We start from the raw sequence: 24,649 nt of genomic DNA on the forward strand, positions 1-24,649 counted from the left end.
TGTGCGGAAGCGCCATAGAATGCCATTGAGTACCATGCGATCATCGACGCGGGGTACACCACGCGGTTTGCATGGCAACAGCGGCGCAATAATCGACCATTCGCGTTCTGTCAGTTCATAGCGGCGACGTGACATCAAAGACCTCCAAATCCGAGACCTTTGAAACACTAATCCATTCAAATAGCTAGACTATTTATGAGTGCACGACCTAGCGTGTCGTATCAAAGTTCGTTAGAAGTCGGCTCTCGAACTGGCGCCTTTGAGATGTCAGCTTGCGATAGCGGTGCATATTGCTTTGTGATAAGCAAAGGGTGCGAGATGGTTGATTTTTCAAATATCGATCAGCGAAGAGACGCATCCCAAGCGATACCTCCGTCTTCGTGACCTACAAAGATCGCATTCTTGCGATTATGCAAATTTTGCCTAATTGCAAAAGTAGGCTTTTTGCGAAAATCCCAGGGGTAGAAGGACGTAGGCGCCGGCTCTTCACGTCGATTCAAACCGACAAGATTAAAGAGATCGTTCTACTGTCGCGGCTGAGGCAGGGGATCAGACGCATCGCCGAACGTCGACCTGCTAGCGATCTGGATGTACTGCCGCCCTGAATCTTCAAGAATTAACGGCCTTAAGACACCCGAGGTGGCCAGTTTTTGGCAGATATTTCCATAAGATTTTGTGGTGGAAAACGGGCCCCGTCCGAATGACCAGTCAATAGATCGGCAGCGTATTATAACTCAGCTGGCGCTGCCCAGGTGAAGCAGAATTGCAAAATACAACCATATTTTATCAAAGCTTAGGCCTGTCAAAATTCTTACTAATTGCATAATATAGGAGGAGCACCAGAGGTAGTATCCTATGGATTGTTATAAAGGATTTTTATTCACATGCATCATATTAAATATTGAAGGAGGAATACATTGAATATTATTATAGCTCTGGCGATTTATAATTAAAAAAGAATGAAGAAATTGATATGGGCGAATATTACTTAAATCAAGCAGTGAAAGCGATAGAGGAGAAGCGAGTTTTCTTAGGTGTCCAAACCGCGCATGCAATCTCTGACCCCACAAACGTGCTTTACGCAGAATGTCTGTCTCGCTTGAGGGATGAGCGAGGAAATCAGATAGCGGCTATGCAATTTGTTCCGGCCTTAGAAAAAGCTGGAAGAATTTTTTCACTGGATCTCATAGTGCTTTCCAAAGTTTTGGAATTTTTAGATTGTCATGAATCTGCAGTATTGGGCTGCAATATATCTACATTTACTATGAATAGCAGAGCTAGCTGGGATATGATCCTTTACCAGCTTAAAAAGCGGGAACACGTCTTATCAAGATTAGTGTTAGAGATAACGGAAACTATCTCAATAAACGATTTAGCGCTTTTCAACACGTTTTTAAATGATGCTCGTAAATTGGGTTGCCGAGTAGCCTTGGATGACTTCGGGAGCGGTTTGCTTCAACCAGTACACCTTTACTCTATCAAAGTTGATATCATAAAGATTGATGCGGGCATCCTTCACGGTAGCAGGGATAAAAAATACTCCGAAAGCTTACGCCACTTCATTCGATTCACAGAAAGTTTCGTTTCAACTATCGTTATCGAAGGAGTTGAGACAGAGGAGGATTACTGGCGACTAAATGAGTTCAAAAACGTTTATTTACAAGGGAGGTTTATGTCTGATGTAGTTCCGATAAATACATACAAGGCTTAAAGATCGGCTTTTCGGGATTTTTGTATAATTATAAATAACACATTTTTGATGAAGAATAATATAATCATTTTTGGTTTTCATTTTGTTGAAAATTTATTCGGGATGTAGATATCAGGTAAAATTAATACGGCCTCATTGCAAAATGTTCGACTGTAGCGACCCATTGTGTCTTGTTGACATAGAGGATTCCCAGATCAGCTATAGCGTGATTCAAGACTGCTTTTTAGGAGGCAGGTTATGGCGCGCGGCGATCTAAGCGGACAGAAATGTATTCTGATTGAGAGTTTGTTGACTGCTGGGCAGGGAGGAAAGTCCCGGTCTTCTTTGTATAACCGCCAGTACCTTAACGGTATGCTTCATGTTCTACGGGTTGACTGTCCGTGGTGCGACATGCATGAACGCTGCGGCAAATGGAAGTTGATTGATGTGCGGTTTCGACGCTGGGCAGAACAAGGCATATGGTATGCGCTTTAGGAAACCCTTGTCGGACTCGGCTTAACTGACAACTGGCACATATGATCGATGGTACGACTGCTCGCGGTCATTCTCAGGTAGCCGGCGCGGAAGGGCGGGGGCTTATAAGGAGGCTTTTGGTCGATCACGCTGCGGCTTTACGACAAAAGTCCACGCCCTTACAGACGGTCAGGAACACCCTCTTGGCTTCGTCTTCACAGGTACGGAGGCTTGGGATTACAATGCGGTTGAAGACTTGATGTCCATTCGCGTGAAAAAGCCCAGACTGTTGCTCGCTGATAAGTGTTATGATGGCGACAACGTTCGGGACGCTCTTTTGTGCAGTGGCATAAAGCCCGTTATTGCGCCCAAAGAAAACCGAAAAAACCTCCAGCCTGCAACTCCAAGCCCTACAAGGGTCGAAACTGCATCGAGCGGATGTTAAATAGTTTAAAGCAATTGCGTCGCATTGCCACTCGATATGACAAAGCCAGAAATCTTTCAAGACATTCCTAGCCATCGCTGCCGTCAAAATACGACTGTCGCATTTTGTCATTATTGCCTAGTATTTTTTGGTTGTGGAATCTCATTGTTGATGTATTCGTTTACAATTACATTCTCAGCAGCATGCGCAGCCAAGGCTAACATACTAATAATCATTGATCTTGCTAAATATTTCATCTCTGGATATATAAGTAATTCTTTTCCTCCTGGTTGTATATTCTTGAGAAATCTCGCTTCTTCTGCACTCTTAAAAAGCTTTTGCACGTGCGATCGCGACACCATGACATCTTTTGCAATGCGGGAGAATGGGTAGAATATAATTTCTTCTTCATCTGAATAAGGGAAATTAGTCTTAGTAAGAACATGTAGCAAAATTTCGAATCCTCCGTCTCTCCGTGAAAACAAGTCTGATCCTTTTATTTCATCTACAAATCTAAAATTATTAACGTAGTATTAGACACCGATCTCCGCCATTTTTCCTATTATATATAGGTCATCATCGCCCAAATTTTCAAATTTATCGGGATAAATAAGGGTAAGAGGTTCTTTGTAATACTTAAAAGAATTACGAACTAGTTTTATAGCTTTCTCTGTGGGTGATATAATATATTCTCTTCTATCATTAATGTTAACCTTTTTAGTTATTATTCCCAGAAGGCAGCAAATATTTATTATAGTGCCGACCCTGGTTCCGCTTGCTAATGCATACTGTTTGGCAAAATCCTTAATTTTGCCGACTGTTACGCAAGAATCTTGCCCCCATGCCAAACTCGTTAGCTTTAACATAATTAAGTATCTAGACTCATCAGAAAGTATTTTTGAGAAAAATGGCGTTTCGTTGAATACTTCTAAGTATAGATTAACGAACATATCTAATGCGTCGTCGACCTGACTATGGTTAGCAATCCCATTTCTTTTCATTAAAACCATAACTTACCCCATGTCATGAGTTTTAAATGTTAGGGAATATTAACTTAGGATTGTTGATAAAAATTGGTTGCATCGCGAATCATATCTGATGCCCGCCCAAGTCCCTCCCGTTCAGTTGTAGTTGGTTCGAGTATGGAATTTGGCTTCTCCTGAGGCGCCGGAGAAAACTATGCACTGGGATCTTTGCACGGTAACGCTGTGCTCAAAGCGCATAATACTGAATGTCTGTCACTGTAAGGACTTAACACATTCAACGGCGGCATATCATACGCGCAGAAACCAAAAATGGCTCCGCAGATTCGTAGGCTTAGGATGATCCCGGCCTCTCAATTAAGGTTCTAATTGCCTCATTAGTCTTTCGGGATGATCAGGGCGGAGTTTGTCTATGAATACCACATTGGGCATTTTACCAATTGGTGGCGGAAGCTGCGCGAACCGAAAATGGCTAGATGAGGTGAAGACATGAATAGTTTCAGATACGTTGCTGCTTGGCGCTTCGGTGAATTCTGTTCAACGTTGGTACGGTTTGCTTTCAAGTCATTTATGGAAATGAGGGACTCTTGCGAGAAAGTGGTAGCTTGTCTTCTCCGCTCCAGAGAATCCGTTGGAGTTTGCAGCGTCATTCCTTTGAAAAAAAATATATAATACGACCAATTTTTATCAGTTTCCGCAGCTTGATAAGTGCATCTTTTTCGTTTTACCTCGTATTTATTCTTAACGCGCGAGGTTTTCCGTGTATAATTCAACCTTTAGCTTTGATATTTTCTGCTCAAAGCGACGTTTTTTCTTGGCTACTGCATCGGCCGCCGCGATTATTCTGGCATCTGCCATAAGTGCTTCAGCCAATGAATGGACAGGCGCTGCAGGAAATGACGATTTCTTTAATCCGTTGAATTGGAGTGATGGCAACGGCCCCCAAGGTCAAGATTCTACCGTAAGTAGCGGTGCGCCGGTCGGTGTGATCGATCTTGGCAGTGGCAGCAGTGGTAGTAATGCAGCGGCGAACATCGGAACTGCGGTCGGTGCTGACGCATCTGTTAGAATCAACATTCTAACGATACCGGATTATGAGTATAATAGTACCTATCTCACATTCGGCGAAGACGTTCGTGTGGGTAGTGGGGGTGGAAACGGATCACTTACAATTTCAACTGATGGCAATGTCAATTCTTCTCTGTATTTACAGCGGCTACTGATTGGCGATGGCGCAGATTCTGTTGGTACAGTAAATCTCTTGGGCACGGGAAAAGACATCGCTGTATCGCCTGAGGGGCCTTATTTCCTGGACTCTCAGTGTTACGCCTGCGCCCCAATTTTTGTTACTCCTGGTATCAGCGGTGGTTTGCATATCGGCACAGGCGGCGGTACCGGCACTCTTAATATTGATGGCTCAGTCTACACCTATCTTTCGCGTGGCGATTTTATTGTTGGCAACGGTATCGGTTCGAGAGGAACGCTAAATGTTCTCGCTGGTGGTAAGCTTGGTGATAGTCAGCCATATGGGTTTAATCCTAATCCACCCACAACTGTCACAGGTGGGCAGATAACCGTCGGACTGAATGGTGGCTCGGGAATTGTAAATATTGATGGATCTCTAGCTTCCACGCGCGATGATGCACCTATTGCGCTGTTGTCTCATGGGCTCGTGGTGGGGCAAGGCCAGAATAGTACCGGTGAATTCAATATTCTATCCAAAGGCAAAGTCCATAGCTATCTCCCTCAAAGCTTTCTTGATGATAGCTCGATCTCTTCACGTGAGGAGTTTGAGACGCGGTTGGGCGTTGACGGCGGCACGGGATTGATTTCCGTTTCTGGGGCTGGATCCGTCTGGTACCAGTCGGGTGTTTTTCAGCAGTGGTATAATGAAGAACTGTTGACTACGGATAGCGGAACCATACGGGTCGGGGAAACCGGGATAGGTGAACTTAATCTATTTGATTCAGGTATTATCCGGGTCGGAAGCGCCACGGTGAGTCACAAAGCCGATCCTGACACCGGTAAAGCGCCGTATGAATTGATAGACTATGCGGCGGACGGTACGCTCGTACTGGGTGATAAGAGCTCGGGTAAAGGTACTTTAAGCATTGGCGGTAAGGAGGGCTCAGAGGCTGCTTCTCCAGGTCGCTTAATGGCAAAAATAATAGAGTTTGGTGAAGGTGAAGGAAAAATTCTATTTAATCACACTCAGAATGGCTATGTTTTTGATAAATTTGAAGACCAGTTCATGTCTGGACCTACACGATCCGGCGGCATCCAGTTCGAGGGAACCGGGGCTATTGAAGCGATTTCAGGTCGAACTTTACTTGTGAATGATCACCTAGATTTTCAGGGAGAACTCATCGCGCGTGGCGAGGGAATTCTGCAAGTTAATGGCGACATGCACTCAACCACAGCTACGGTTTTTCCAGGTGGCACTCTGGAAGGTTCTGGTATTGTTGGTTCGACAATAAATTCCGGTATAATTGCACCGGGTGAGACGCCGGAGGGCAATCAGGGTAAGCTGAGCTCAATTGGTACACTTACAATCTCTGGAAATTATGTCGGGCAGAATGGTTTACTATCACTCGATACACAGCTTGGCGATGATACATCTTTGACGGATAAGCTTGTTATTTCAGGCGATACTTCAGGTAAGACGAGCGTCGTTGTTACGAATATCGGTGGCGCGGGCGCACAGACAGTTGAGGGTATTCGGGTGGTAGAGGTGGGTGGAACATCCGCTGGCACGTTCGACCTCTTGGGTAATTATGTGCATGATGGGCAGCAGGCTGTTGTTGCTGGTGCCTATGCTTACAAGCTTTATCAAGGCGGCGTAAGTACACCGACAGATGGCGATTGGTATTTGCGGTCTCAACTAAAGTCAGTCGTTCCTATTGATCCAATTGATCCGGTTGATCCGGTTGATCCAATTGATCCGGTTGATCCGAACCCTCTTTATCAGGCAGGCGTTCCGCTTTACGAGGCCTATCCGCAGGCGTTACTTGGTCTCAACGGAGTTTCAACGCTTCAGCAGCGTGTCGGTAATCGGTACTGGACGGGTAATGGTAATCGTGTGATTGCACAAGGAGCTGATCCCATCGGTTCTGCTTATGCACCGACGCAGGAAGCGGGAGGCGCTGTTGATGGCAATGGCGTCTGGGGTCGTATAGAGGGTTCACACAACCGTATGGAGCCAGGCGTTTCCACATCTGGCACTGATTACAATCAGAATGTTTTTAAAATGCAGGCTGGCCTTGATGGCGTACTGAGTGAAAGCGGAGCCGGTAAGTTGATTGGCGGTGTTACGGTGCACTACGCTCATGGCAAAACAAATGTCGGTTCGGCGCATGGTGACGGCAACATCAGCACAGATGGCTATGGTTTTGGTAGTACTTTGACGTGGTATGGTGAGAACGGCCTCTATCTGGATGGTCAGGGTCAGCTAACTTGGTATCGCAGTGATCTCTATTCGGACACTGCACGAAGAGGCATGACCGACAATAACCATGGCTTTGGCTATGCGCTATCGCTCGAAGGTGGCAAGCGAATTGGGATCAATGATGGGTGGGCAATCACACCACAAGCACAGCTCGTATATTCTAATGTCGACTTTGATAGTTTCTTGGATGTGTTTGGAAGTGACATAAGTCTTGACCGAGGTCGAAGCTTGCAAGGACGCCTTGGTGTGACACTTGAACACGAGAACTCCTGGCAGAATGCCAATGGCATGCTTGATCGCGCTCGTGTTTATGGAATAGCGAACATCTATCACGAGTTTCTCAATGGCACACGCATCAATGTTGTCGAAACCCATTTTACGAGCCGCAATGACAGAACATGGGGTGGCTTGGGGTTCGGTGGGACCTATAGCTGGAACGATGACAAATACTCAATCTACGGAGAAGGCCTCGTGAAGACGAGCCTGAACAGCTTCGCAGATAGTTACTCGGTGAACGGGAATGTCGGCTTTCGGGTGAAGTGGTAAAATTATTCATAGAATAAACATGGAAAATTTCAGTTTCATGCCTGTTAATACAGGCATGAAACGAATATAATAAAGTAAGTTCCGTTATATACTGTTTAAGATAACAGAGAGCGTTTGCCTTTGGAGGTATGTAGTATTTGCAATATAGAGATGGATCATCAACTCCGCGTTCTTTGACTGCGCTATGTGCTGAAACACATAGACATTATGGAATAATACCGGACTTATCACTTGCAGAGAGACAATTGCCAACTTACGTCCCTATTTCTCTTTCCGAGTTCGCAGTAGTCGGTAGGAAATATCCAATTCTTTTTCTAAGGGACGAGGTTACATATCCCGTTGCCGTTACAGGATCAATTAGTCTGGGTGGTGCGGCTTTCAACGTTAGCAGAGACCTTAGTGCTTCCGATCTACCCGGAGTTCTTCAAATGGACCCATTTATGTTCGAAAAACTATCCGATCAGGATAATGGGATATTAATATTTGATGAAAATAATGGAAGAGTCGTACCTTTATCGGATAGTTCACAAGCCAAGCCGATATTTGATAAGTCTGGCAACCCTACCGAACTTCTAAAACGGATCGCTTTGTTGGGAGCGCAGCTTTATGAAGGACGACAGAGTGCCATTGAATTATCCTGTGATCTACTAAGATACAATCTACTGATCCAGAGCCCAGTCGAGATCAACGATTATGGACCGCACGGACAAAGGCGGCGCCGTTTGTACGCAATTGATGAGCGCGCATACAGGGCGCTGCCAAGTAACGTTATATACGATTGGTTTATTAAAGGGTGGATTGAAATGATTTCTATCATCACTCTTACTCAACGGCATTGGATGAGTTACGGCAGGATTGTGAATATAAATCAAGAACATATCAATTCATGACATATAGTTTACATTAGAAGATTTTGTTTCTCACGCGAACGGGAGCTATAAGATAGGCTATGGCTGTAGTTAAAATTCCACCAAGGCCGGTCTTGGTGTCCCTCACTCCGCGCGATGAACCCGTTTTTCAGCATCCTCATAGATCAGATTTGGTGTTTGTCGAGAGTGGTAATTATATTGTTAGAACACTCATTGGGGCAGACGTGACTGATGAAATGGTTTCATGGTTTAATCGTGATGATATGTTGCGAGGCCTTAATATAGGTCGCCTAAATTTTAGTTTAGATAGCCTAAAAAGATTTGTTTCTGGATTTGATAACTTCAACAATTACATACTTGGCATATTCGAAAAAGGCGTGGATTCGCCTGTCGGATTTTATACGATTGATGTCAACCGAATGCATAAGACTGGCAGCTTTACAGCAGGTATTGGTGAAGCGAGCCAAAAAGGAAAAAAGACATTATGGGCGACCATCGATGCTGTTCTCGATCATTTCTATGCAGAGCGTGATATTGATAAATTCACGGCAAAAATTCTATCGAGAAATTTTGCAATGCTTTTCAATTTCAGGAACAACGGCAGGTTTTTTCTCGAAGCACATCTGAAAAAGGAATGCCTCGCTCCTAACGGAAAGCGTGTAGATTTACTTGTGTTTGCTTCATACAAGCCTGCTCATCTATCATAACTAGCGACTTGAAAGATTTGGAAGTCACTGCGATATGCCTGAAAAGAATTTACCTTCGACGAAAATTGACGATGCAATGCTGCAAGCCAAGAATATACTTGCTGGATGCCTCTTTATTCCCGTCAACAAAATTTCTGATACAGCAGATATAGCATCTCTAGGTGAGCTTGATAGTCTTACATTTGAATTAATTGTGATGGAAGTTGAAAATCAGATTGGTCGCGAAGTCGATCCAATAGCCTTGCTTGAGATGCAGTCCGTGAAGGATTTGGCTGAATTGTTGGGCAAAGAGAGCGCATGACGCTTTCATCGAACGTTTGTGATCAACTCTATGAAATCGCTCGTAATCACAACGGAGCGAATGTTCGTGTCTGTTTTAACGGTGTTGAAACACTGATTGTACAACGTATTGAAGATGCCGATTATATTTTACGGCTGAACGCGTCTAACTACCGTAAAAATATGAATTGGTTTCAGCAAACTCTTGGTCGGTCCCGATTTTCTGAAGATGGGAGAGATTGGGAGATACGGCGAAACCTCACACAAACTTATTTCAATCGCTTCGACCGAGAAAAGGCTTTCCAGTTGGCTACCAACTACGGCGAAATCGGAGTTGAACGCTTGATCACGCACAGCTTAGATGCGTCGGTTATTGACGATAATATTTTGCGCGATATGACCGCCAGCGTCGTTATCGATAATTTCTTTGGTGTGCAGTTGGGCGATACCAAAATCGATCTGGCTTCTCTTGCGGAATTAATGGCAATATCGTCTGACTATTCGTTTGTTCCTAAAGGTAAGACCAATGCACTATACAGGAACAGGTTGGCTATTATACCAAATTTGAGACGGCGTATTCTTGATCAGCTTTCTTATTTCCGGATGCCAGAGATTACTCGAACCCCTCTTTTAAAAGATTTGCTTCAAGCGGATGCACGAGAGGAAGATCGTGTTATTTTCGAGCATGAGATGCTCACTTTCATCGCTGCGGGATCTGAAACAACGGCGGCGACAATGAGTTGGGTATGCTATTTGTTGGCACTATATCCTGAAATTCAGGACCGACTTCGTGTAGATGTAATACAATATTGGAATGAACATTCAAAGAATTGGAACAGCCTTTCCCAGTTAAAGGCTTTGGCGCGCTTTATCTCCGAGGCTTTGCGCCTTTTTCCTCCAACACCTATTGTTGCGCGCTATGCAATTGATGATGATTTGATTGGAGATATGGTTGTAAGTCCGGGTCAAAACATTATGGTTTCGTTCATCGGGATTCATCATGATGCGCGCTTCAGGAGGGATCCTTGGCGTCTTAATATTGACGACAGAGCTGAAACCAAGCCTTCCGGCGACACTATGGCTTTCAGTATTGGTCCACGTGTTTGCGGTGGGAAGCAGTTTGCACTACTAGAGATGGTCACTTTTTTAAGTGTCTTTTTAAGGAAAGCACATTTTACGCTGACCTCTGCTGAGCCGCCAACTTTTTTTTGGAAGTCGCAAATGCTGCGTGAAGGCGGGCAGCCTGTACGCGTGGAGGCATTGCTTTGACTGGAAGCGCCAGCGCCCCAGGCGATCAAATATGGCTTGTTGCAAGTGCAAGATCCGGTACCTGCTTTGATCACACTAATTGAGCCAAGAGGTGTCCAAACCGATTTTGACAAGAATACGATCATTGTAAGTCCAACAATTATGGATTGTCGAAGAACAGGATGGATCACTATTTCCAGATATTGTCGATCGGACAATTTCTGACGATTGGAGATGCCGGAAAAGTTACTAAATCTTTTCTCGCGTTGCTGGCATGTCGGCTCGACGTTAAGGCTAATATTATGGAGCCGTGCCTTTAGAAAAGTAGGCCCTGGAATTTAACGGTGGTTGAAAGAACTCCCTGCTCAGAAAAATAGCATTTCTCGCACGGATATTTGATGATTGCTTTTGTGAAAAGAGCGTGAATTCAGACAAGCAAACGACCTGAATAATTCGAAAAATGCAACTTGACGCTGCGGCTTAAGAAGGGCGAAAATCGGTCTTCAAGAAATCATAATGAAGGAAGTCTCCTTGATGCCAATCCCTTCGGTTAATCGAAAAATTTCACAAAAAATCGGAGGATTTTGCACCATTGCGGAGGCTTTAGACTATGCAGCGGAAGGCGAAACCGGACTGTGTTTCCATGATCACCTAGGTAGACTCACAGATTCAGTCACTTATCGAGAATTGCGCGTCAGAGCTCTTAAAATGGCCGGGCATTTACACTCCTTTCGCTTTAATCGCGGGCATGCTGTTGCGATTGTTGCGGAAACGAGCGTGGATTTTTTAAGTGTTTTTTACGGTTGCCAATATGCAGGAGTGGTCGCCTGTCCTTTGCCGTTCGCAGTTTATCCAGGTGGAAAAACGAGTTATATAGACAGGCTTGCAGCGTTCGTGAAAGCAGCCAATGCCCGTCTTCTAATTCTGCCTGATGCACTTTCGAACTTCACAGAAGAGCTCGAAAAGAAAACCCGGATTATAGTCACATCTGTTTGCGCTCTAGAGCGAATGGATTTTACGCCCTCCTTCACGCCACTTATGGAGAATGAGTTAGCCTACATCCAGTTTTCATCAGGGTCGACGTTTGAGCCCAAGGGAATCCAGATTCCTCAATTTGCCGTCGCAGCCAATGTCAACGGTATCTTGCGTGAATGCATATCAATAGGCCCAGAGGATCGAGCTTTCTCGTGGCTTCCATTCTATCATGATATGGGGCTGGTTGGGTTCTCCATCGCTCCTCTGTTCTCCCAAACAACCGTAGACTATATCTCTCCAACTACTTTCGCGCGCCGTCCGATTTTATGGCTAGAACTGATTTCTAAAAAGCGATGCACAATCACTTATGCACCAGTATTCGGCTATCGGCTGGCTGCAAAAAGATTGAAAATAGCTACTGGAGATCTCGATTTGTCCTGTCTCCGTTTGGCGGGTGTAGGCGGCGATATGATTGATATCGACCAGCTTCAGGAGTTTCAAAACGCTGCATCTCTTTACGGCTTTGATGCGAACGCGTTTACACCAAGCTATGGTCTCGCCGAATCTACTCTTCTGGTTGCTTTCAAAAAAGGACTGACTGTAGAAAGACTGAATCGCCGTAAGCTTGGAGAGGGAATAGCCGAGCACTTAGGCGAAAACGGGAGCGGCGGTCGTTCATTCGTGGTTTGCGGTCGTCCATTAGATGGCCACAAGTTCGCCGTTTTGGGCACAGACGGTAGTGAACTTGGCGAAAGAAGGGTGGGCCGAATCTGCATCAAGGGTCCGAGCTTGATGTTAGGCTATTGTAATCCGAAGATGCAGTTGGATTGGGCAACCGACGATGGTCATCTTGATACTGGTGATATGGGCTATCTTAGTGATGGTGAACTGGTCATCACGGGACGATACAAAGAGATGATGATTATTAATGGCCGTAATATCTGGCCTCAGGATATTGAAAATGTTGTAGCTTCCGCAATCCCAGAACGCCCGTCAACACGTATGGCTGCTTTCTCTTACAAAACGGGAAATTCCGACGAGGTTATCGTATTGTTGGAGTTCGTGTCACTCAATAATGATGAACTGGAGGCTTACAGAACGGAGATTGCTCGTGCGTTAAGCGCTAGCATGGGGCTAGGGGCGAAAGTGATTTTTGTCCGACCTGGTACCATTCCGTTGACTTCCTCTGGAAAAATTAGTCGGCTGGGGGCAAAGAACACATATTTATCCGAGCAGTGTTAATTTGGAAAAAATCTGAACTGGAATTGTTCCGCTTTTGTTGATTGCCGCTGAGAAGTGACCCGGTGGGGGTGCGGATAAAAACCTGGACTGGTTTTACGTCACAGTTCCAAGAGTGTTTCGATATTCGATATTCGATATTCGATATTCGATATTCGATTGGGCTGCGTGCGCTAGGTGGTATCTTGATCCGCTTCTCGTTGTACCACCGAATCTAGCCGTCAACTTCATTGATAAACTGCTCGAGTGTGGTGCTCTTCCAATCGCTGGGATAAAAGAACTCTGTTTTCAGTCTTCCGAAGAAGCCTTCGCATGTAGCGTTATCTGGGGAACATGTGACGGTGCCCCCAAGTTTTATCCAGTTCTGAGTTCGCTCCAGCGGTTTTGGGTTGCTGTCTTCGGGGCGGCAACAGATTTTCGATTGAATCAAATCAGGCAACATCAACAGCCATGGCGCAAAGATTGTTGCGGGCTTTTGTGAAAAAGGTCTGCTTACTGGTAGTGCTGTTGATAACAGTCTGCAACCGGGCAAAAGACACACAAGGCGATTTGCCTTTTTCACAGACTCGGTCCGAGCATTGCGACGCTGCAGGGGTGATCGCGCTAAGTTCTTGATTTGGAAACATATGGCAAAAGTGGGGTTTTGCCATATGTTGCTTCGATTGCGGAATGTCGGCTTTGCGCGCAAAAACGGTCGTTCACACCGCACGATTGAGTTCTCTAAAGCTGTCGGTCTGCTCCGGAGGTCGCTGGGTGCCGAACGCGCCACCCCCCACTATATTCTGAGAGTCTGGGCGTTCTCGACCCTGTTTGGACGGAACTGAGGCAATTCTTTCAGGAGAGTAGGGATAACGTAAAATGCAGGCCTACAGGAGACCGGTGCCCAGTCTTTACTGCCTAGCTAATTTCATCAGTTGATTAAAGGAGAAACCAGGTGATTTCTGGTTGCAAAGTCGAGGGCGACCTACCACTTTGTTAGCGAAGACTTAACTATACGATGGGCTGCGCATGGCAACGTTTTTCAATGAGTTCTTCGGTGTCACCACCGATCAACTGGACGCTCACGGCGCTTTCAACATCTCAGTCATCAACGATATGCCACTCTTCATTGATCCCTTTCTGCTCTTTAACAGTAAGAAACCCGAGTATCGACAGCTGCACGACGATATCCTCAGGTACATGATGTTTCTTCGAGACGCTGTGATGGCCGGGAGGATCACGCCCGATCTTGAGAAGGCATGGTTTCTCTTCCCCGAGGTAAAGCAGAACTGGCTTGGTTTCTCGCTGCACGGCAACGGCGGTAGCGGACTGGGTCACAACTTCGCTTCTGTATTAAAGCAGAACCTTGAGAAGTTGTTTTCGGACTTCGGCGCGGAGAAGGTGACGAAAGGCAGCCACCTGGAGAAGGTATGCCTCGTGCAGAGCGGCGTCGGCCGAGACATGATCAGCGACTTCACGACCAATCTCATCAAGCACTGGCTTTGCAAATACACCGAGCAGTTTGCGCTTGCTCATATCGAGCCGGCAGTTCGAAAGAAGGTCTGGATCGCAAAGTCCCGTTTCAACTACGAACTCGAGGTGTGGGAGCGGGAGCAGTTCGAGCTTCCTTACCTCGATGGCGACTTTGTTCTGCTCACGCCGAAGGATCTGCTGACCAAGGACGAGAACTGGATCAACAAGCCGGACTTGATCCACGACTTCGAGAGCATTCCCGCAAGCATTCCCGATGCCGAGCTTCGCGGACAGGTCTTCAACTACTTTGAGCGGGTGCTCGCGCGCAAGGACGACAAAAAGCCTACGGCCCGTGATCGTGCGGAGGCGGCCGTGAAGACAATCATCAACTTCCCGCAGCTTATCGACTACTATATCCGTCTCAAGGAGCAGACCGGCGACAAGGCGACCGACATCAGCACACAGAAGGTTCTCGAGACGAAGGAGTTCTTTGAAACGCAGGTGCGCACCCTGCAGGCCGCGCTTCTCGGCGACACGGAGTTCTACGACGTTAAAGGACTAACATACGCGGAGGCGCATCGTCGGCTCGCCTACCTGAAGGACGTCATCGAGAACAAGGGTGGCCACAAGCTCTTCTACCACAAGGGAGTCGCCATCCAGAGGGAGAGCGACCTTCAGATCCTGTTTCGGTTCGTATGGTTCGGATCACCGCTCGATGTCGGAGCCGAGGTCAACGACGGCCGCGGGCCGGTCGACTACAAGATTTCCTTCGGTGCGAAAGACAAGACATTAGTGGAGATGAAGCTTGCCAAGAACACGGCTCTTGAGCGGAATCTCGAAAAGCAGCTTCCGATCTATCAGGCGGCCAGCGACGCCAAGCACGGGATCAAGGCGATCATGTTTTTCTCCGCGCAGGAGAAGCAGCGTCTCGATGGCATCTTGAACAAGCTTGGTATCCTCGGACACAAGGATGTCGTAATGATCGACGCTAGGAACGACAACAAACCGTCCGGCTCGAAGGCGGCATAGGAGTGACCGAGAAGAGCTATCCGACTGCGCTAGTCCGAGATCTTCGACAGGAGCTCGCATCGGCCATTTCCGACTTCAGCGCCAATGACGTCCCATCGCTGTGCGGCCGCCTCGGCCTTGCTGAAGGCGACCGCGAGGAGTCCTTCAAGAGCAAGTTCAAGTATGCCCACCGACGTCTTCTAGACGTGCCGGCTTCCGATTTGATCGGGATTGCCGAAAGGCTTCTCGAAGAGGTAGATTCCTTCGCCCTATCGGAAACTACCGGCCGCCTTCGTGACACCGTGGCCTCTGCCATCACCGAACTGACGCGGCGACGAATCCTGGCACTGTTTGATAGCGGGCCCCTCGCGACAGAACTCGAGCATATGGAATTTCTGAACCGTGTGTTCCCACTGAAGCAGATGCGCTCGTTGCATGGCTTCGCCGATCGCTCGCTAGAGGACGACGTCTTCCAGGCCACCGTTCGGAACGATGACTGGACGAACCGGGAGCTGTTAACCAATGTCGGACTACTTGCCTGCTCCCAGTCACGCTTTTTTCGATTTATCGAGGAGGTAACAAGCCCACTCGCCCAGACCTCCGGAGTGCAAGCCCGACTGGTCAAGGAAATCAACGAGCAGCTTCGTCATGACGGCTACAGGCTCGATGTCGTTCGTCTTCTCTCGGGTAGTCCGGTGTACTTGGTGCGGGCATCGGGGATCGGATCGCCGTCCGATGTCGGCATCAATGCAGCGCTGGCCCAATTCGATCCAGAAACTATCCAACCCCGATGGGCGCAGGCTCTGGAACGCAGAGATACGGATGCTGAGGGGGCGATCACACTCTCCCGCACCCTACTGGAAGACGTTTGCAAATGGATATTGCACGAGGCGCAAGAGACCTGGCAAGAGAAGGACGATCTTCCGGTACTCTATCGAAAGCTTGCGAAGGTTTTGAAGCTGGCCCCCGATGATCACACTGAAGCGGTCTTTAAGGCTATCCTTGGGAGCTGTCAAAACATCGTCGAGTCCCTCGGTTCTCTGAGGAACAGGATCTCCGATGCTCACAGCCCAGGGCCGAAGCGCGTTAAACCTGCTGCTCGACATGCCCAGTTCGCTGTCAATCTTTCAGGGACGATGGCGACCTTCCTGGTTTCGACTTGGCAGGCTCGCAAAGAAAACGTCGAGTGAACTGCTGTCGTCATTTCGTTGAGGTACTATGCCGAAGTTCCTTTTGCCGCTCACTGAGTACAATCGAATCCATCAAGTCGCCCATGGCGTGCTCAAAGGCGTCCCCAATGCGACGCCGGAGAAGGCGTGCCTGTTCTTCGCTTCCTTCGGCGGCTTCGTCCTGAATCAGAAGTACAAAATCAAGGCGCGTGTCGTAGGGGGCGCATTCAGTTTCTGCGTTGGTGAGAACGACATCGCGGTGTTCGGCAGGCTCGAGGACTATCAACTGATGTCCCGGCACGACGCCTTCCATATGTGGCTGCAGACCGAAACGCATATAATCGACTTCATGGCGCCCATCTATCGAGAAGCTTTCTCGGGGCATCCAAGTGCGGCCATACTACCGCGCAAGATGATGCAGCGCCCGCTAACGGACGAAGCCGAAAGTCCGGATGCATTGAAACAGCCCGGCGATTTTCGCTATTATCCTGACGCTGAGTTGACCGATCAACTGCTCGACAGCTTCCTTGGCAAGCGGGCCAACGCCGACCTGCTTCAGATCGCTATAGCGTGGTATGGAAATCGTTGCGGCAAACAGTTGCCGTCATTCGCGATGACCGACGAAAAGGGACGCACGACGCGGCTATCACTAGCAGATACGGTCGCTACTGGTTCTTGGTAGGCTGGCCGCTCAAATGGGGAGGGCTCAACGGCCATTCTGATGTCGATTTGTTGGATTCGACGATCTTCGTTTAAGGCCGCCGCGGATGGTGACGAAATTGTGTAACAGCTTACGGACCGGACGGTTCGCTTCCGGCCTCGAGACGGAAATAATTTCCTCTTTGCGCTTCATTCCAGACGTGAGCAGCATGCGGGCCAATCTCCCAAAGTGGCCGTTGCATAGCCGCGAGCGCTGTCCACCCGATCTGGCGAAGATTTGTATGCAAATCGTACGGCACTTCAAATATTATGCTGTATCGTTGGCGCAACGACTGTCGGGAATCAGTGATGCGACGGGATGGGGGACTATAAAATGGAATATTCCGATGCCTATCTGCGTGAATACCTGCCGCGCGCGAACCCACCGATGGAGTTGGTCCCCGGCGATGTCATCGACGAAGTCAAGCGCTGGGGTGATTTTATCAGCGAGGATCGCGAACTGATCGCGCGGTCGACCTTCTGGACCTATGCGATCTTCTCAGAACTGGGCCTCGGTCGCTATCGATCCGAGCGTTTCTATGGCCGCTTCTGGCGGGACAGGCCGTGGTTCATGCTCGCCGGGCTGGACTTCAATATCAAACAGATTTCCTTCGGCCTTTTCGATAAGGACCGAGAAGAGGCTGCGATCGGGTTCACCATCGACGTTCCCCAGTGGGACGGGCCAGAATTTACGATCATCGACAGGCTCAGCTTTCCGCTCCTCGGCGGTGTAACCTTCCCCTTCGCGATCCGACAGACTGAGATTGAGCATCATGTGGCGAATCCCTACGGCGCGACCAGCGCCTGCTGGGCACAGTGCAGAACGACATCGCTTTGGGGCGTGCTCACTGCAGGCCATGCGATTAACGGCAACCGGCCGGGCCGGGCCGTGCCGATGGCGTCGGGTAACACCGCGTCGCTCGGCCGCTCCTACTTCCAGCCAGTCGATGCAGCCTTCGTACTGACGCCAGCACCGGACCACAAGCCGACTCCGCTTTCAGTCCTGAGCTTTGCCTCGATGGGACTGCCGGTCACCGTCGACTGTCAGTCTGGTTCTGTCCCGCGCACGGTCGTCGACGTGCAGAACAATTGCGGAGTCCTCAACACACGCGAGGTCGGCGTCACCCTCTGCATCGACCAACCAGTCTCCAAGGGCGATTCCGGGGCGCTTATTCGCGTCGCGAATGGCGACGCTGTCGGCCTCTATCGCGGCTCGATGAAAGCACCGAACTCGCCGACCGGCTTTCGCGGCCTCGCCCAGAATTTCGAGCAGGCGATCCTCGCCCTCGATGTCCTTCCCTATCTGTAAAGGAGTACCCCATGACCGAGCCTGTGCAGGATGAATTTGAGATCTCGATCTTCGTTCCCGAGGGCGACACAGTCGTGCCGCTGCCGCCCGATCCATCGGTCGAGCATCATTCGATGCGCGACTGGGTGCCGGGTCTCGGTCGGGTAGCCAAGGTCGCCGCAGGGCAAGTTCAGGAGCAATGGACCCGCACCGTCGACACACTCATGAATTTGAGCTCGACTGCCGCCGCCTGCTCGAAGGAATGGTCGATCGAGGAGATCGAGGTCGGCCTTACTTTGAGCGCCAAGGGCGAGTTGTTGTTCATCGCCGAGGCGGGCGCGGAGGCGAGCATCAAGTTTAAGCTGACCCGCAAGGGCGAGTCCGCACCCGAGGTGCCAACGCTCTTGCCGTCATGAAATTGACGCCGATGACAACGATGACCGATCCGGGCAATGCGCTAGCGCTTTACCAGCAGGCGTTCGCGGCGGGCGCGATCCCGCTGCAACCCTGCCGGCTCGACCCGAGCCTGTTCTTGGCGGTCGATCACCCCAACGGTAAGACGCGCTTCTCCTATATGCGGGTCGCGGGGGCGAAGATAATCGCGCTGGTCATGTTCGCGCAGCAGGACGGCCCGATCTTTAACATCGGTTATGCCGTCGACGATGGCGCGCGCGGGCGCGGTCTTGCCCGATCGACGCTGGTTACAGCCCTTGCCGAATTCGAAGAGGGGCTTAAAGGTGCGAACGTGCCGGTGATTCATGTTGAGGCCGTGATCGACGTCGATCACACCATCTCGCAGCGCGTCGCCGCAGCGATCTTCCCCAATGCACCCAAGCCCATAACCGACAGCGGATCGGGCCTGCCAGCGCTCCATTATTACCGAACGATTCTTCTCAACGCGCCGCGCACGTGAGGAAGGCTGTCAGTTGCACGCTCAGCCCGAAGGCTAAGGCGCGGCGATAGAGAACCATGAGGCATAGCTAGCAAGACATCTTCGCCAGTCACAGCGGCGCTACTGTCCTGAAAGTGCTAGGACGGCAGTTGATCACATATCCGGGCATTCACGTCTGGGCCGGCGAGTGTCATGATCTGGTCGAAAGCTTCCGCACTGCTCACCCGGACAAGCAAGTATCGGATAATAGTGTAAAAACGGTAGTTCGCGATACAGCATGGTGGTGTGCGGTGGTCGGCGGCAATATCGGGTCATAGAGGGATATCGGCGGGGTTACCCCTTCTGGCTCAAAGCATCGGAAGTTGCGGATAGTCAGCTGCTCAATATTACTTCACATAGGTGTGGATACGCTTAGTGAGCGGCTATGCGCAATCTCGGTCATTCGGACGGTAGAAACCTTCTACCGAAAGCGGACATGCGAAAGAAGGGAGCTTGGTTTCTCTTCCTGCCACCCAATTTCGCCGGATTTAATCCCATCGAGATGGCGTTCTCAAAACTCAAGGTGCTTCTGCGAAAGCGAACGGCCAGAAACTTCGAAGCAATTACCAAAGCCCTCGGCGACATCATAAGCCTCTTCTCTGCGGCCGAATGCCGAAACTTCTTCAAAGCCGATTGACGGGATGCACATCAATGTGGGCTTTTTGATCCTAGACGGAACGATAGCTTGGAAGCAGGAGCTTGGCCTATTCTTGAGAGTCCTCATCTCGTTCTATCGTAGCTGAATCCCGCCGACGCGTGATGGGGTTGACCTTTCGAAGCTCCGCTAAGCCCTCTACAGCGATTTCCTCAAGCATCGCCAAAAGCTCTCGATACCCGGTTTCACTTTTGATTACGTCGGGGACAAGGTAGCCTTCAGCCTCAAGCTTCTCCACTGGGATAGGTAAAGGAGGAGGAACTAGCTCATGTCCTGCTATACCCATCCATGGTGAGAAATACGTCATCAGGACGCCCGCAAACGCGTAGACATTCCATACCTCGACGTAGGCATCTCTTTCTTCATCTGTCTCGAGAAGATGGAAACCAGGACGCCCAAGAGGTTCGTAATAGGCGTTGAAGTTGCGGATCTTGCTCTCAATCTGCCAAAGCCGAGCTTTGTACCATTTGGTGAAATACAGCTCTTGGAATTCATTGAAGGTGACCAAATTGATGTTCGTCGCCTCGGCTGCTTCGTAAGCCCCGACCTGAAACCCAACCCGCGAGATAATGTAACCTCGGTTGGCCCCGATTTCCTGCATCACCGTTCGAAAAGCATGGACGATCTCACGCGGAATGTTGGTCTTCCAGTTCTTGCATTCGCAGATGATCAGATTCTGGATGCCATCGTTGGTTTCTTTTGCGACGACATCAATATTGACCGATCCGCGGGGCAGTTTCAGGTTGACCGTCCGTGTGGAGTCCATACCTGTTTCTCGCAGGATATCATCAACGATCTCCTCCAGCTCTTCCCAGCTATCCGGCATTTTGCTCGTAATCAGCGGCATCAATTCCCCAGTGTTGAGGGTCAGTTCACGGTGAAAATCAATAGAGTGGTATGTCGGGCCAATCGTCTGGCACCAATGCAGGCGGCTTCGTCCAAGGTTCTTCAACCAGTGCGTTCTGGAACCAGCCATCTCGCAGATTGGCATGCTCGGTTACGATCAACTGAAATCCCGGTACATCCTCGGTCGCATATTTGTAAAGCACCTCAAAAAGGCGACGCACAGCGTTGAGGTCTGCATCCTGCTGCTGCTCGGTCTGTTCAATAGAGCCGCCCGCTTCCTTGTATGCCGTTTCGGACGGGAAGTAGACCTGTGTTGGTTGGTCAATCACCAAAAACCGAGGTAGCGGTTGTTTATAGTCGGCGGCAAACCGATGAAGCGAAAGCAAAGCGGCCAAATGATACGCAAGGTGGCTGGCGCCGCCGCCGGACTTATTCATGTAGACAGGTCGTCCAGGTCGGTCGATCACCACAGTCAAGTTATGGAGGTCCAGCCTAGCGGGGAACTCGTTGAATTCGCCATTCAAGTCCTTGATGTAGGATGACATATGCATGGCGATGTTGGACAGCGTCGCGACGAGACGCGACTCGCTATCATCAGCCCCGAGACGGCCTTCAAGATCAGCGATAACCGCTTTTAGTCGACGCTCTTCAGCCATTAGACGATTGAGCTCCTCATCAGTCAGAAGGTTCTCAAGAAAAAGGCTGATACGCCCGACAACGCGGGCAGCGGCATTGTTTCGGCTGCCCATCTGGGCAATAGTTTCGTTGCTGGCGATTGCTGAGGATAGCTCGAGCTCTTTGCCGCGAATCTGCTCCGAAAGCGCAATGACTTCCTTTTGCTGCGCCGACAGATAGGCTTGAAGGGCTGGTCTTTCTCCGGTAACAGCCTCCAATTCACGATCGAGATTCTCGAGTTCGCCCAGCATCGCCGTGGCGATGGGGGTTTCAAGCGCAAGGTTGGAGGGCGCGAATGGCCATTGCCAATCGCCGGTAGCTTTGTTGAACGGCAGGGCTTTTATCGAAGCTAAGCGATCGCGTTGTTCGATAACCTCCCCCTCGAACCCGCTTGCTTGTCGGGTGAAGAGCTGAGCGCTTTCGATCTGTCGCTGCACCTCGCGACGGCGTTCTCGAATATCCGATAGCTCGCTCTCAATGATTGAGACGCGAATGCCGTCTTCGTCAGGAACCGACTGCGGCTGCCAATCCATGGCCTGCCGCAACAGGTCAACAACATCCACCCCACTGTCGGCTCGGATTGATATGCCAACTGCACGGGCTTCAGATAATAAACCGATTGCTCTCTGTTCGGAAATGTCGATAGCGTCTTGCGCTTGCGTCAAGAGCTTAGAGTTGAGGCGCAGATCGCGATTCGCCGTGCGCAATCTACTTTGCAGGGTGAACTTGTCGCGACCAGACACACCGAGAAGGATAGGCAAGGTGTCCTTTATGGCTTGTGGCTGGTGATCCTCGTTCTGACGGTAGAACAACTGATCCTTGTTTGCGACGATGGTCTGCTTTTGAAACAGGTAATAATAGGTATGCTTGATGTTTGCGTTGTAGCTAATGCGGCTGCTTTCGAGAGGGACGTCGGTTGCGTTCTCGGGAATACCAAGAAGTGACGATAGCAGCGCGACAACGCCATCATCGTTGTCATTGACGATGAGCTCGGCGAAAACGGGCGGGTTCACTTTGGCGCCACGCCATACCATGACCGAGCTAGAAGACAGCGCCCCGGGCGCGGGCGCGGGCTTGGCGATTAGAATTTCCTCACCGAGGAAGCGATAAATCACGGCGTACCACCGCACTCTGTCCCTAATCACGCCCTCAGGGACATTGAAAGTGGATCTCCCCATGCAGAACTCGATGATTTCCGACAGGGCAGACTTGCCGGTAGAAGAACGTCCTGTCACGATGTTTAGCCCATCATGAAAGGTGACATCGCGCCGACGGCCATCTTCGCTGTAAATATGAAGCGACTTTATCTTCAAGGACGTATCCCCATCGTTGTGTAAACTGTACTGCTGCGGCCTATGCTTGCGAATTCCTTGCCGATGAAGGCGGCAACACGCTGGGCTTGCTTGGATTCTTCTGTGCCACTCACCGTTTTTCTGACACCTTCCGGTGTGGTGGTCAGTCTACCGTCATCTGACACGTTCAAAGTGCCAACGCTGTGTAAGAAACCAAGTGCTTCAAGCGTAAAGGGCAGCATCTCGGTGCATCGTTGGGCGAAACCAACTTGAAGCTCGGGGTGATCCGCTATCACGCGAAGCAAATAATTTCGGTTGCCGCGCTGGAGCACTTCACGGGAATGGCGTTGTAGTGCCAGCGGCAAGATCAGCAGCGACATCGAGAAGGGCATCCCCCGGGCGTCGGCGTTTTGAAAAGCCAGCAGTGCCCGGTACAAGATCAATCCACAGAACGCGGGGTTGAAGAGGTTTCGGACCTCAATTGGTCTGGTTCCCCAATCCTTCATGCTGCCGTTCCCAAAATTCCAGCGAGCCTTTCGAGGAACCGCGGGTGCCAGTAAACCCGGGGCGAGGGCCGATCATTGGCCAGAATCTGGAAAGCGCCACGCACAACATACGGCTCGGTCACCCGCTCACGAATGCGCAAGTGGCCAGTATTATCCAGCGCCCAGCGATAGAGTGCTTCGCCGGCGGTAATGCAGGCATCATCGTGGCTGGCATCGCTTATCTTCTCACACAGTATGGCTTTGTGCCTGTCCCATTCCTCTATGAGCAAATCCTCGTATTGTTCTAGTTCACTGGCGATTACCAACCGCTCGCGGGCCCACAAAGACCTTTGTTCATAGGCTCTATAGTAATCTATGATGGCGTGCTGGATACGCTGCTCTGACAGCCTTAAGGCCCGGAGTTGGGCGACGAACAGTCGAGGGTCTTTTGAGGTGTCGATCTCCTCGGGTTTCTTCCCACGAAAGTCGATCGGCAAGTTGTCAGCTTTGAATTGATCACTGAGGAGTGCCAGCTTGTCGCTGACGTCCTGGACCTTAATGGCGGGTCCCGCTTTGCCGGTTAGGACACGGATTACTAGATCCGTCCACCAACCTTCGAGTCGATTGAATAAAGCCTCACGATCCTCTTTTCTCGTAGTCCTGAGCCGTTGATCGATCAGGTTGGGGATATCATCAATGCGAGAGGTTTGGGCCGAAATCGTGATCCGGGAATAGAAATCCTGGGTCTCGGTTTCGGTCAAGTCAGCCAAATCAGCTTTAACCTTGCCGATTTCCTTAGATGTACTGTTTGCAAGGGCGTCTGCAGCCTTACTCATACGTTGTTCTGCTGAACCGCCAGCACCAACGAAAAGCTCAAGGAAAGAGCCAGAGGACACACTTGCGGTGGTGAAAAGGATGAATCTTGCGGTTGAGCTTACCCGATCCGAACCTTTGTAGTGAGCAACCCAAATTCGGACGGACTTCCAGAAATCCACCGAAAGATCTGACAGGCGGTCGCCAGCAGCTTTGTGCTTTAACGATGCCAGTGTGATGCTGCCGTCCAACTGCACAAACTCAACATCGTCGTTTCGTTCGATGAAGACCTCTCCGTCCTCCGGCAAGTCAAACATGCGCAGCAAAGCGTACCTAGCTTGGAAAATATAGCCTAGTCCCGGCTCGGCAGCGGAAAACAAAGATGCACCTTTGGTCATGCTTCGACAGCAGGGCTATTTTGCGCAAAGAATTTATTTAACTTCATCAGCCTCCCCCC

General features: G+C 49.7%; 22 protein-coding genes and 2 pseudogenes. 16 read left to right on the plus strand and 8 right to left on the minus strand.

Features of this window, described 5'->3' with window-relative positions; translation table 11 throughout:
* On the minus strand, nucleotides 1–135 hold a 135-nt coding region (locus ABE527_RS11635; RefSeq protein ID WP_499697109.1), incomplete at its 3' end, for a transposase.
* 838 nt (nucleotides 136–973) lie between these two features.
* Here ABE527_RS11635 and ABE527_RS11640 point away from each other — a divergent pair.
* Nucleotides 974–1,711: an EAL domain-containing protein gene (locus ABE527_RS11640; RefSeq protein WP_499697002.1), complete on the plus strand. Its 738-nt coding sequence runs from the start codon at nucleotides 974–976 to the stop codon at nucleotides 1,709–1,711.
* 237 nt (nucleotides 1,712–1,948) lie between these two features.
* Nucleotides 1,949–2,730, plus strand: a pseudogene (locus ABE527_RS11645) (IS5 family transposase).
* On the opposite strand, the gene ABE527_RS11650 reads toward ABE527_RS11645, so the two are convergent.
* Together ABE527_RS11650 and ABE527_RS11655 are read right to left on the minus strand one after the other, a co-directional pair.
* Nucleotides 2,720–3,040 carry a hypothetical protein gene (locus ABE527_RS11650; protein WP_499697003.1) on the minus strand — a complete coding sequence of 107 codons (321 nt, stop codon included), beginning with the start codon at nucleotides 3,038–3,040 and terminating at the stop codon, nucleotides 2,720–2,722. The pseudogene ABE527_RS11645 and the gene ABE527_RS11650 sit on opposite strands and share 11 nt — an antisense overlap.
* An 81-nt stretch (nucleotides 3,041–3,121) precedes the next feature.
* Nucleotides 3,122–3,598 carry a hypothetical protein gene (locus tag ABE527_RS11655; RefSeq protein ID WP_499697004.1) on the minus strand — a complete coding sequence of 159 codons (477 nt, stop codon included), beginning with the start codon at nucleotides 3,596–3,598 and terminating at the stop codon, nucleotides 3,122–3,124.
* A 733-nt stretch (nucleotides 3,599–4,331) separates the two neighbouring features.
* On the opposite strand from ABE527_RS11655, the gene ABE527_RS11660 reads away from it, so the two are divergent.
* The 6 genes from ABE527_RS11660 (at nucleotide 4,332) to ABE527_RS11685 (ending at nucleotide 12,882) form a co-directional block, all read left to right on the plus strand.
* Entirely contained in the window at nucleotides 4,332–7,562 is a 3,231-nt protein-coding gene (locus ABE527_RS11660; protein WP_499697005.1) for an autotransporter family protein, read from the plus strand.
* 173 nt (nucleotides 7,563–7,735) lie between these two features.
* On the plus strand, nucleotides 7,736–8,452 hold the full coding sequence (locus ABE527_RS11665) for a SapC family protein (protein WP_499697110.1): 717 nt from the start codon (nucleotides 7,736–7,738) through the stop codon (nucleotides 8,450–8,452).
* Between the two features lie 59 nt (nucleotides 8,453–8,511).
* A complete protein-coding gene (locus ABE527_RS11670) occupies nucleotides 8,512–9,138 on the plus strand; it encodes a GNAT family N-acetyltransferase (RefSeq protein WP_499697006.1) in 627 nt (208 codons plus the stop codon).
* 34 nt (nucleotides 9,139–9,172) lie between these two features.
* Complete coding sequence (locus tag ABE527_RS11675) at nucleotides 9,173–9,439, plus strand: acyl carrier protein (protein WP_499697007.1); 267 nt, start codon at nucleotides 9,173–9,175, stop codon at nucleotides 9,437–9,439.
* Nucleotides 9,436–10,686 carry a cytochrome P450 gene (locus ABE527_RS11680; RefSeq protein ID WP_499697008.1) on the plus strand — a complete coding sequence of 417 codons (1,251 nt, stop codon included), beginning with the start codon at nucleotides 9,436–9,438 and terminating at the stop codon, nucleotides 10,684–10,686. The genes ABE527_RS11675 and ABE527_RS11680 overlap by 4 nt, the downstream gene beginning before the upstream one ends.
* A 495-nt stretch (nucleotides 10,687–11,181) precedes the next feature.
* A complete protein-coding gene (locus ABE527_RS11685; protein WP_499697009.1) occupies nucleotides 11,182–12,882 on the plus strand; it encodes an AMP-binding protein in 1,701 nt (566 codons plus the stop codon).
* A 139-nt stretch (nucleotides 12,883–13,021) separates the two neighbouring features.
* Here the strand turns inward: ABE527_RS11685 and ABE527_RS11690 are convergent.
* Nucleotides 13,022–13,213 (minus strand): annotated as a pseudogene (locus ABE527_RS11690) (IS3 family transposase); the annotation flags it as partial.
* Nucleotides 13,214–13,887: 674 nt separating this feature from the next.
* Here ABE527_RS11690 and ABE527_RS11695 point away from each other — a divergent pair.
* The 8 genes from ABE527_RS11695 (at nucleotide 13,888) to ABE527_RS11730 (ending at nucleotide 20,063) form a co-directional block, all read left to right on the plus strand.
* Nucleotides 13,888–15,360, plus strand: a complete 1,473-nt coding sequence (locus ABE527_RS11695; protein ID WP_499697010.1) for a DUF8370 family protein — start codon at nucleotides 13,888–13,890, stop codon at nucleotides 15,358–15,360.
* Between the two features lie 2 nt (nucleotides 15,361–15,362).
* Complete coding sequence (locus ABE527_RS11700) at nucleotides 15,363–16,529, plus strand: abortive infection family protein (RefSeq protein ID WP_499697011.1); 1,167 nt, start codon at nucleotides 15,363–15,365, stop codon at nucleotides 16,527–16,529.
* Between the two features lie 28 nt (nucleotides 16,530–16,557).
* Nucleotides 16,558–17,190 carry a DUF2026 family protein gene (locus ABE527_RS11705; protein WP_499697012.1) on the plus strand — a complete coding sequence of 211 codons (633 nt, stop codon included), beginning with the start codon at nucleotides 16,558–16,560 and terminating at the stop codon, nucleotides 17,188–17,190.
* Nucleotides 17,191–17,541: 351 nt separating this feature from the next.
* Nucleotides 17,542–18,516: a hypothetical protein gene (locus tag ABE527_RS11710; RefSeq protein ID WP_499697013.1), complete on the plus strand. Its 975-nt coding sequence runs from the start codon at nucleotides 17,542–17,544 to the stop codon at nucleotides 18,514–18,516.
* An 11-nt stretch (nucleotides 18,517–18,527) separates the two neighbouring features.
* Nucleotides 18,528–18,911, plus strand: a complete 384-nt coding sequence (locus ABE527_RS11715; protein WP_499697014.1) for a Pepco domain-containing protein — start codon at nucleotides 18,528–18,530, stop codon at nucleotides 18,909–18,911.
* A gap of 11 nt (nucleotides 18,912–18,922) precedes the next feature.
* Nucleotides 18,923–19,408 carry a GNAT family protein gene (locus tag ABE527_RS11720; protein WP_499697015.1) on the plus strand — a complete coding sequence of 162 codons (486 nt, stop codon included), beginning with the start codon at nucleotides 18,923–18,925 and terminating at the stop codon, nucleotides 19,406–19,408.
* Between the two features lie 128 nt (nucleotides 19,409–19,536).
* Nucleotides 19,537–19,704: a hypothetical protein gene (locus ABE527_RS11725; protein ID WP_499697016.1), complete on the plus strand. Its 168-nt coding sequence runs from the start codon at nucleotides 19,537–19,539 to the stop codon at nucleotides 19,702–19,704.
* A 107-nt stretch (nucleotides 19,705–19,811) separates the two neighbouring features.
* The gene (locus tag ABE527_RS11730; RefSeq protein WP_499697017.1) at nucleotides 19,812–20,063 is read left to right on the plus strand and encodes a hypothetical protein; all 252 of its coding nucleotides are present in this window, start codon (nucleotides 19,812–19,814) and stop codon (nucleotides 20,061–20,063) included.
* Between the two features lie 67 nt (nucleotides 20,064–20,130).
* On the opposite strand, the gene ABE527_RS11735 is transcribed toward ABE527_RS11730, so the two are convergent.
* From ABE527_RS11735 to ABE527_RS11750, 4 genes are read right to left on the minus strand one after another with little or no spacing between them, the layout of a single operon-like run.
* Complete coding sequence (locus ABE527_RS11735; protein ID WP_499697018.1) at nucleotides 20,131–20,928, minus strand: restriction endonuclease; 798 nt, start codon at nucleotides 20,926–20,928, stop codon at nucleotides 20,131–20,133.
* 37 nt (nucleotides 20,929–20,965) lie between these two features.
* The gene (locus tag ABE527_RS11740; RefSeq protein ID WP_499697019.1) at nucleotides 20,966–22,915 is read right to left on the minus strand and encodes a DUF3732 domain-containing protein; all 1,950 of its coding nucleotides are present in this window, start codon (nucleotides 22,913–22,915) and stop codon (nucleotides 20,966–20,968) included.
* Nucleotides 22,912–23,400, minus strand: a complete 489-nt coding sequence (locus tag ABE527_RS11745) for a three component ABC system middle component (RefSeq protein ID WP_499697020.1) — start codon at nucleotides 23,398–23,400, stop codon at nucleotides 22,912–22,914. The genes ABE527_RS11740 and ABE527_RS11745 overlap by 4 nt, the downstream gene beginning before the upstream one ends.
* The gene (locus tag ABE527_RS11750) at nucleotides 23,397–24,590 is read right to left on the minus strand and encodes an ABC-three component system protein (protein ID WP_499697021.1); all 1,194 of its coding nucleotides are present in this window, start codon (nucleotides 24,588–24,590) and stop codon (nucleotides 23,397–23,399) included. Before ABE527_RS11750 ends, ABE527_RS11745 begins: the two co-directional genes overlap by 4 nt.
* Nucleotides 24,591–24,649 lie beyond the last annotated feature (59 nt).

It is taken from the genome of Brucella sp. TWI432, from assembly GCF_039674445.1.
Lineage (GTDB): Bacteria > Pseudomonadota > Alphaproteobacteria > Rhizobiales > Rhizobiaceae > Brucella > Brucella chromiisoli.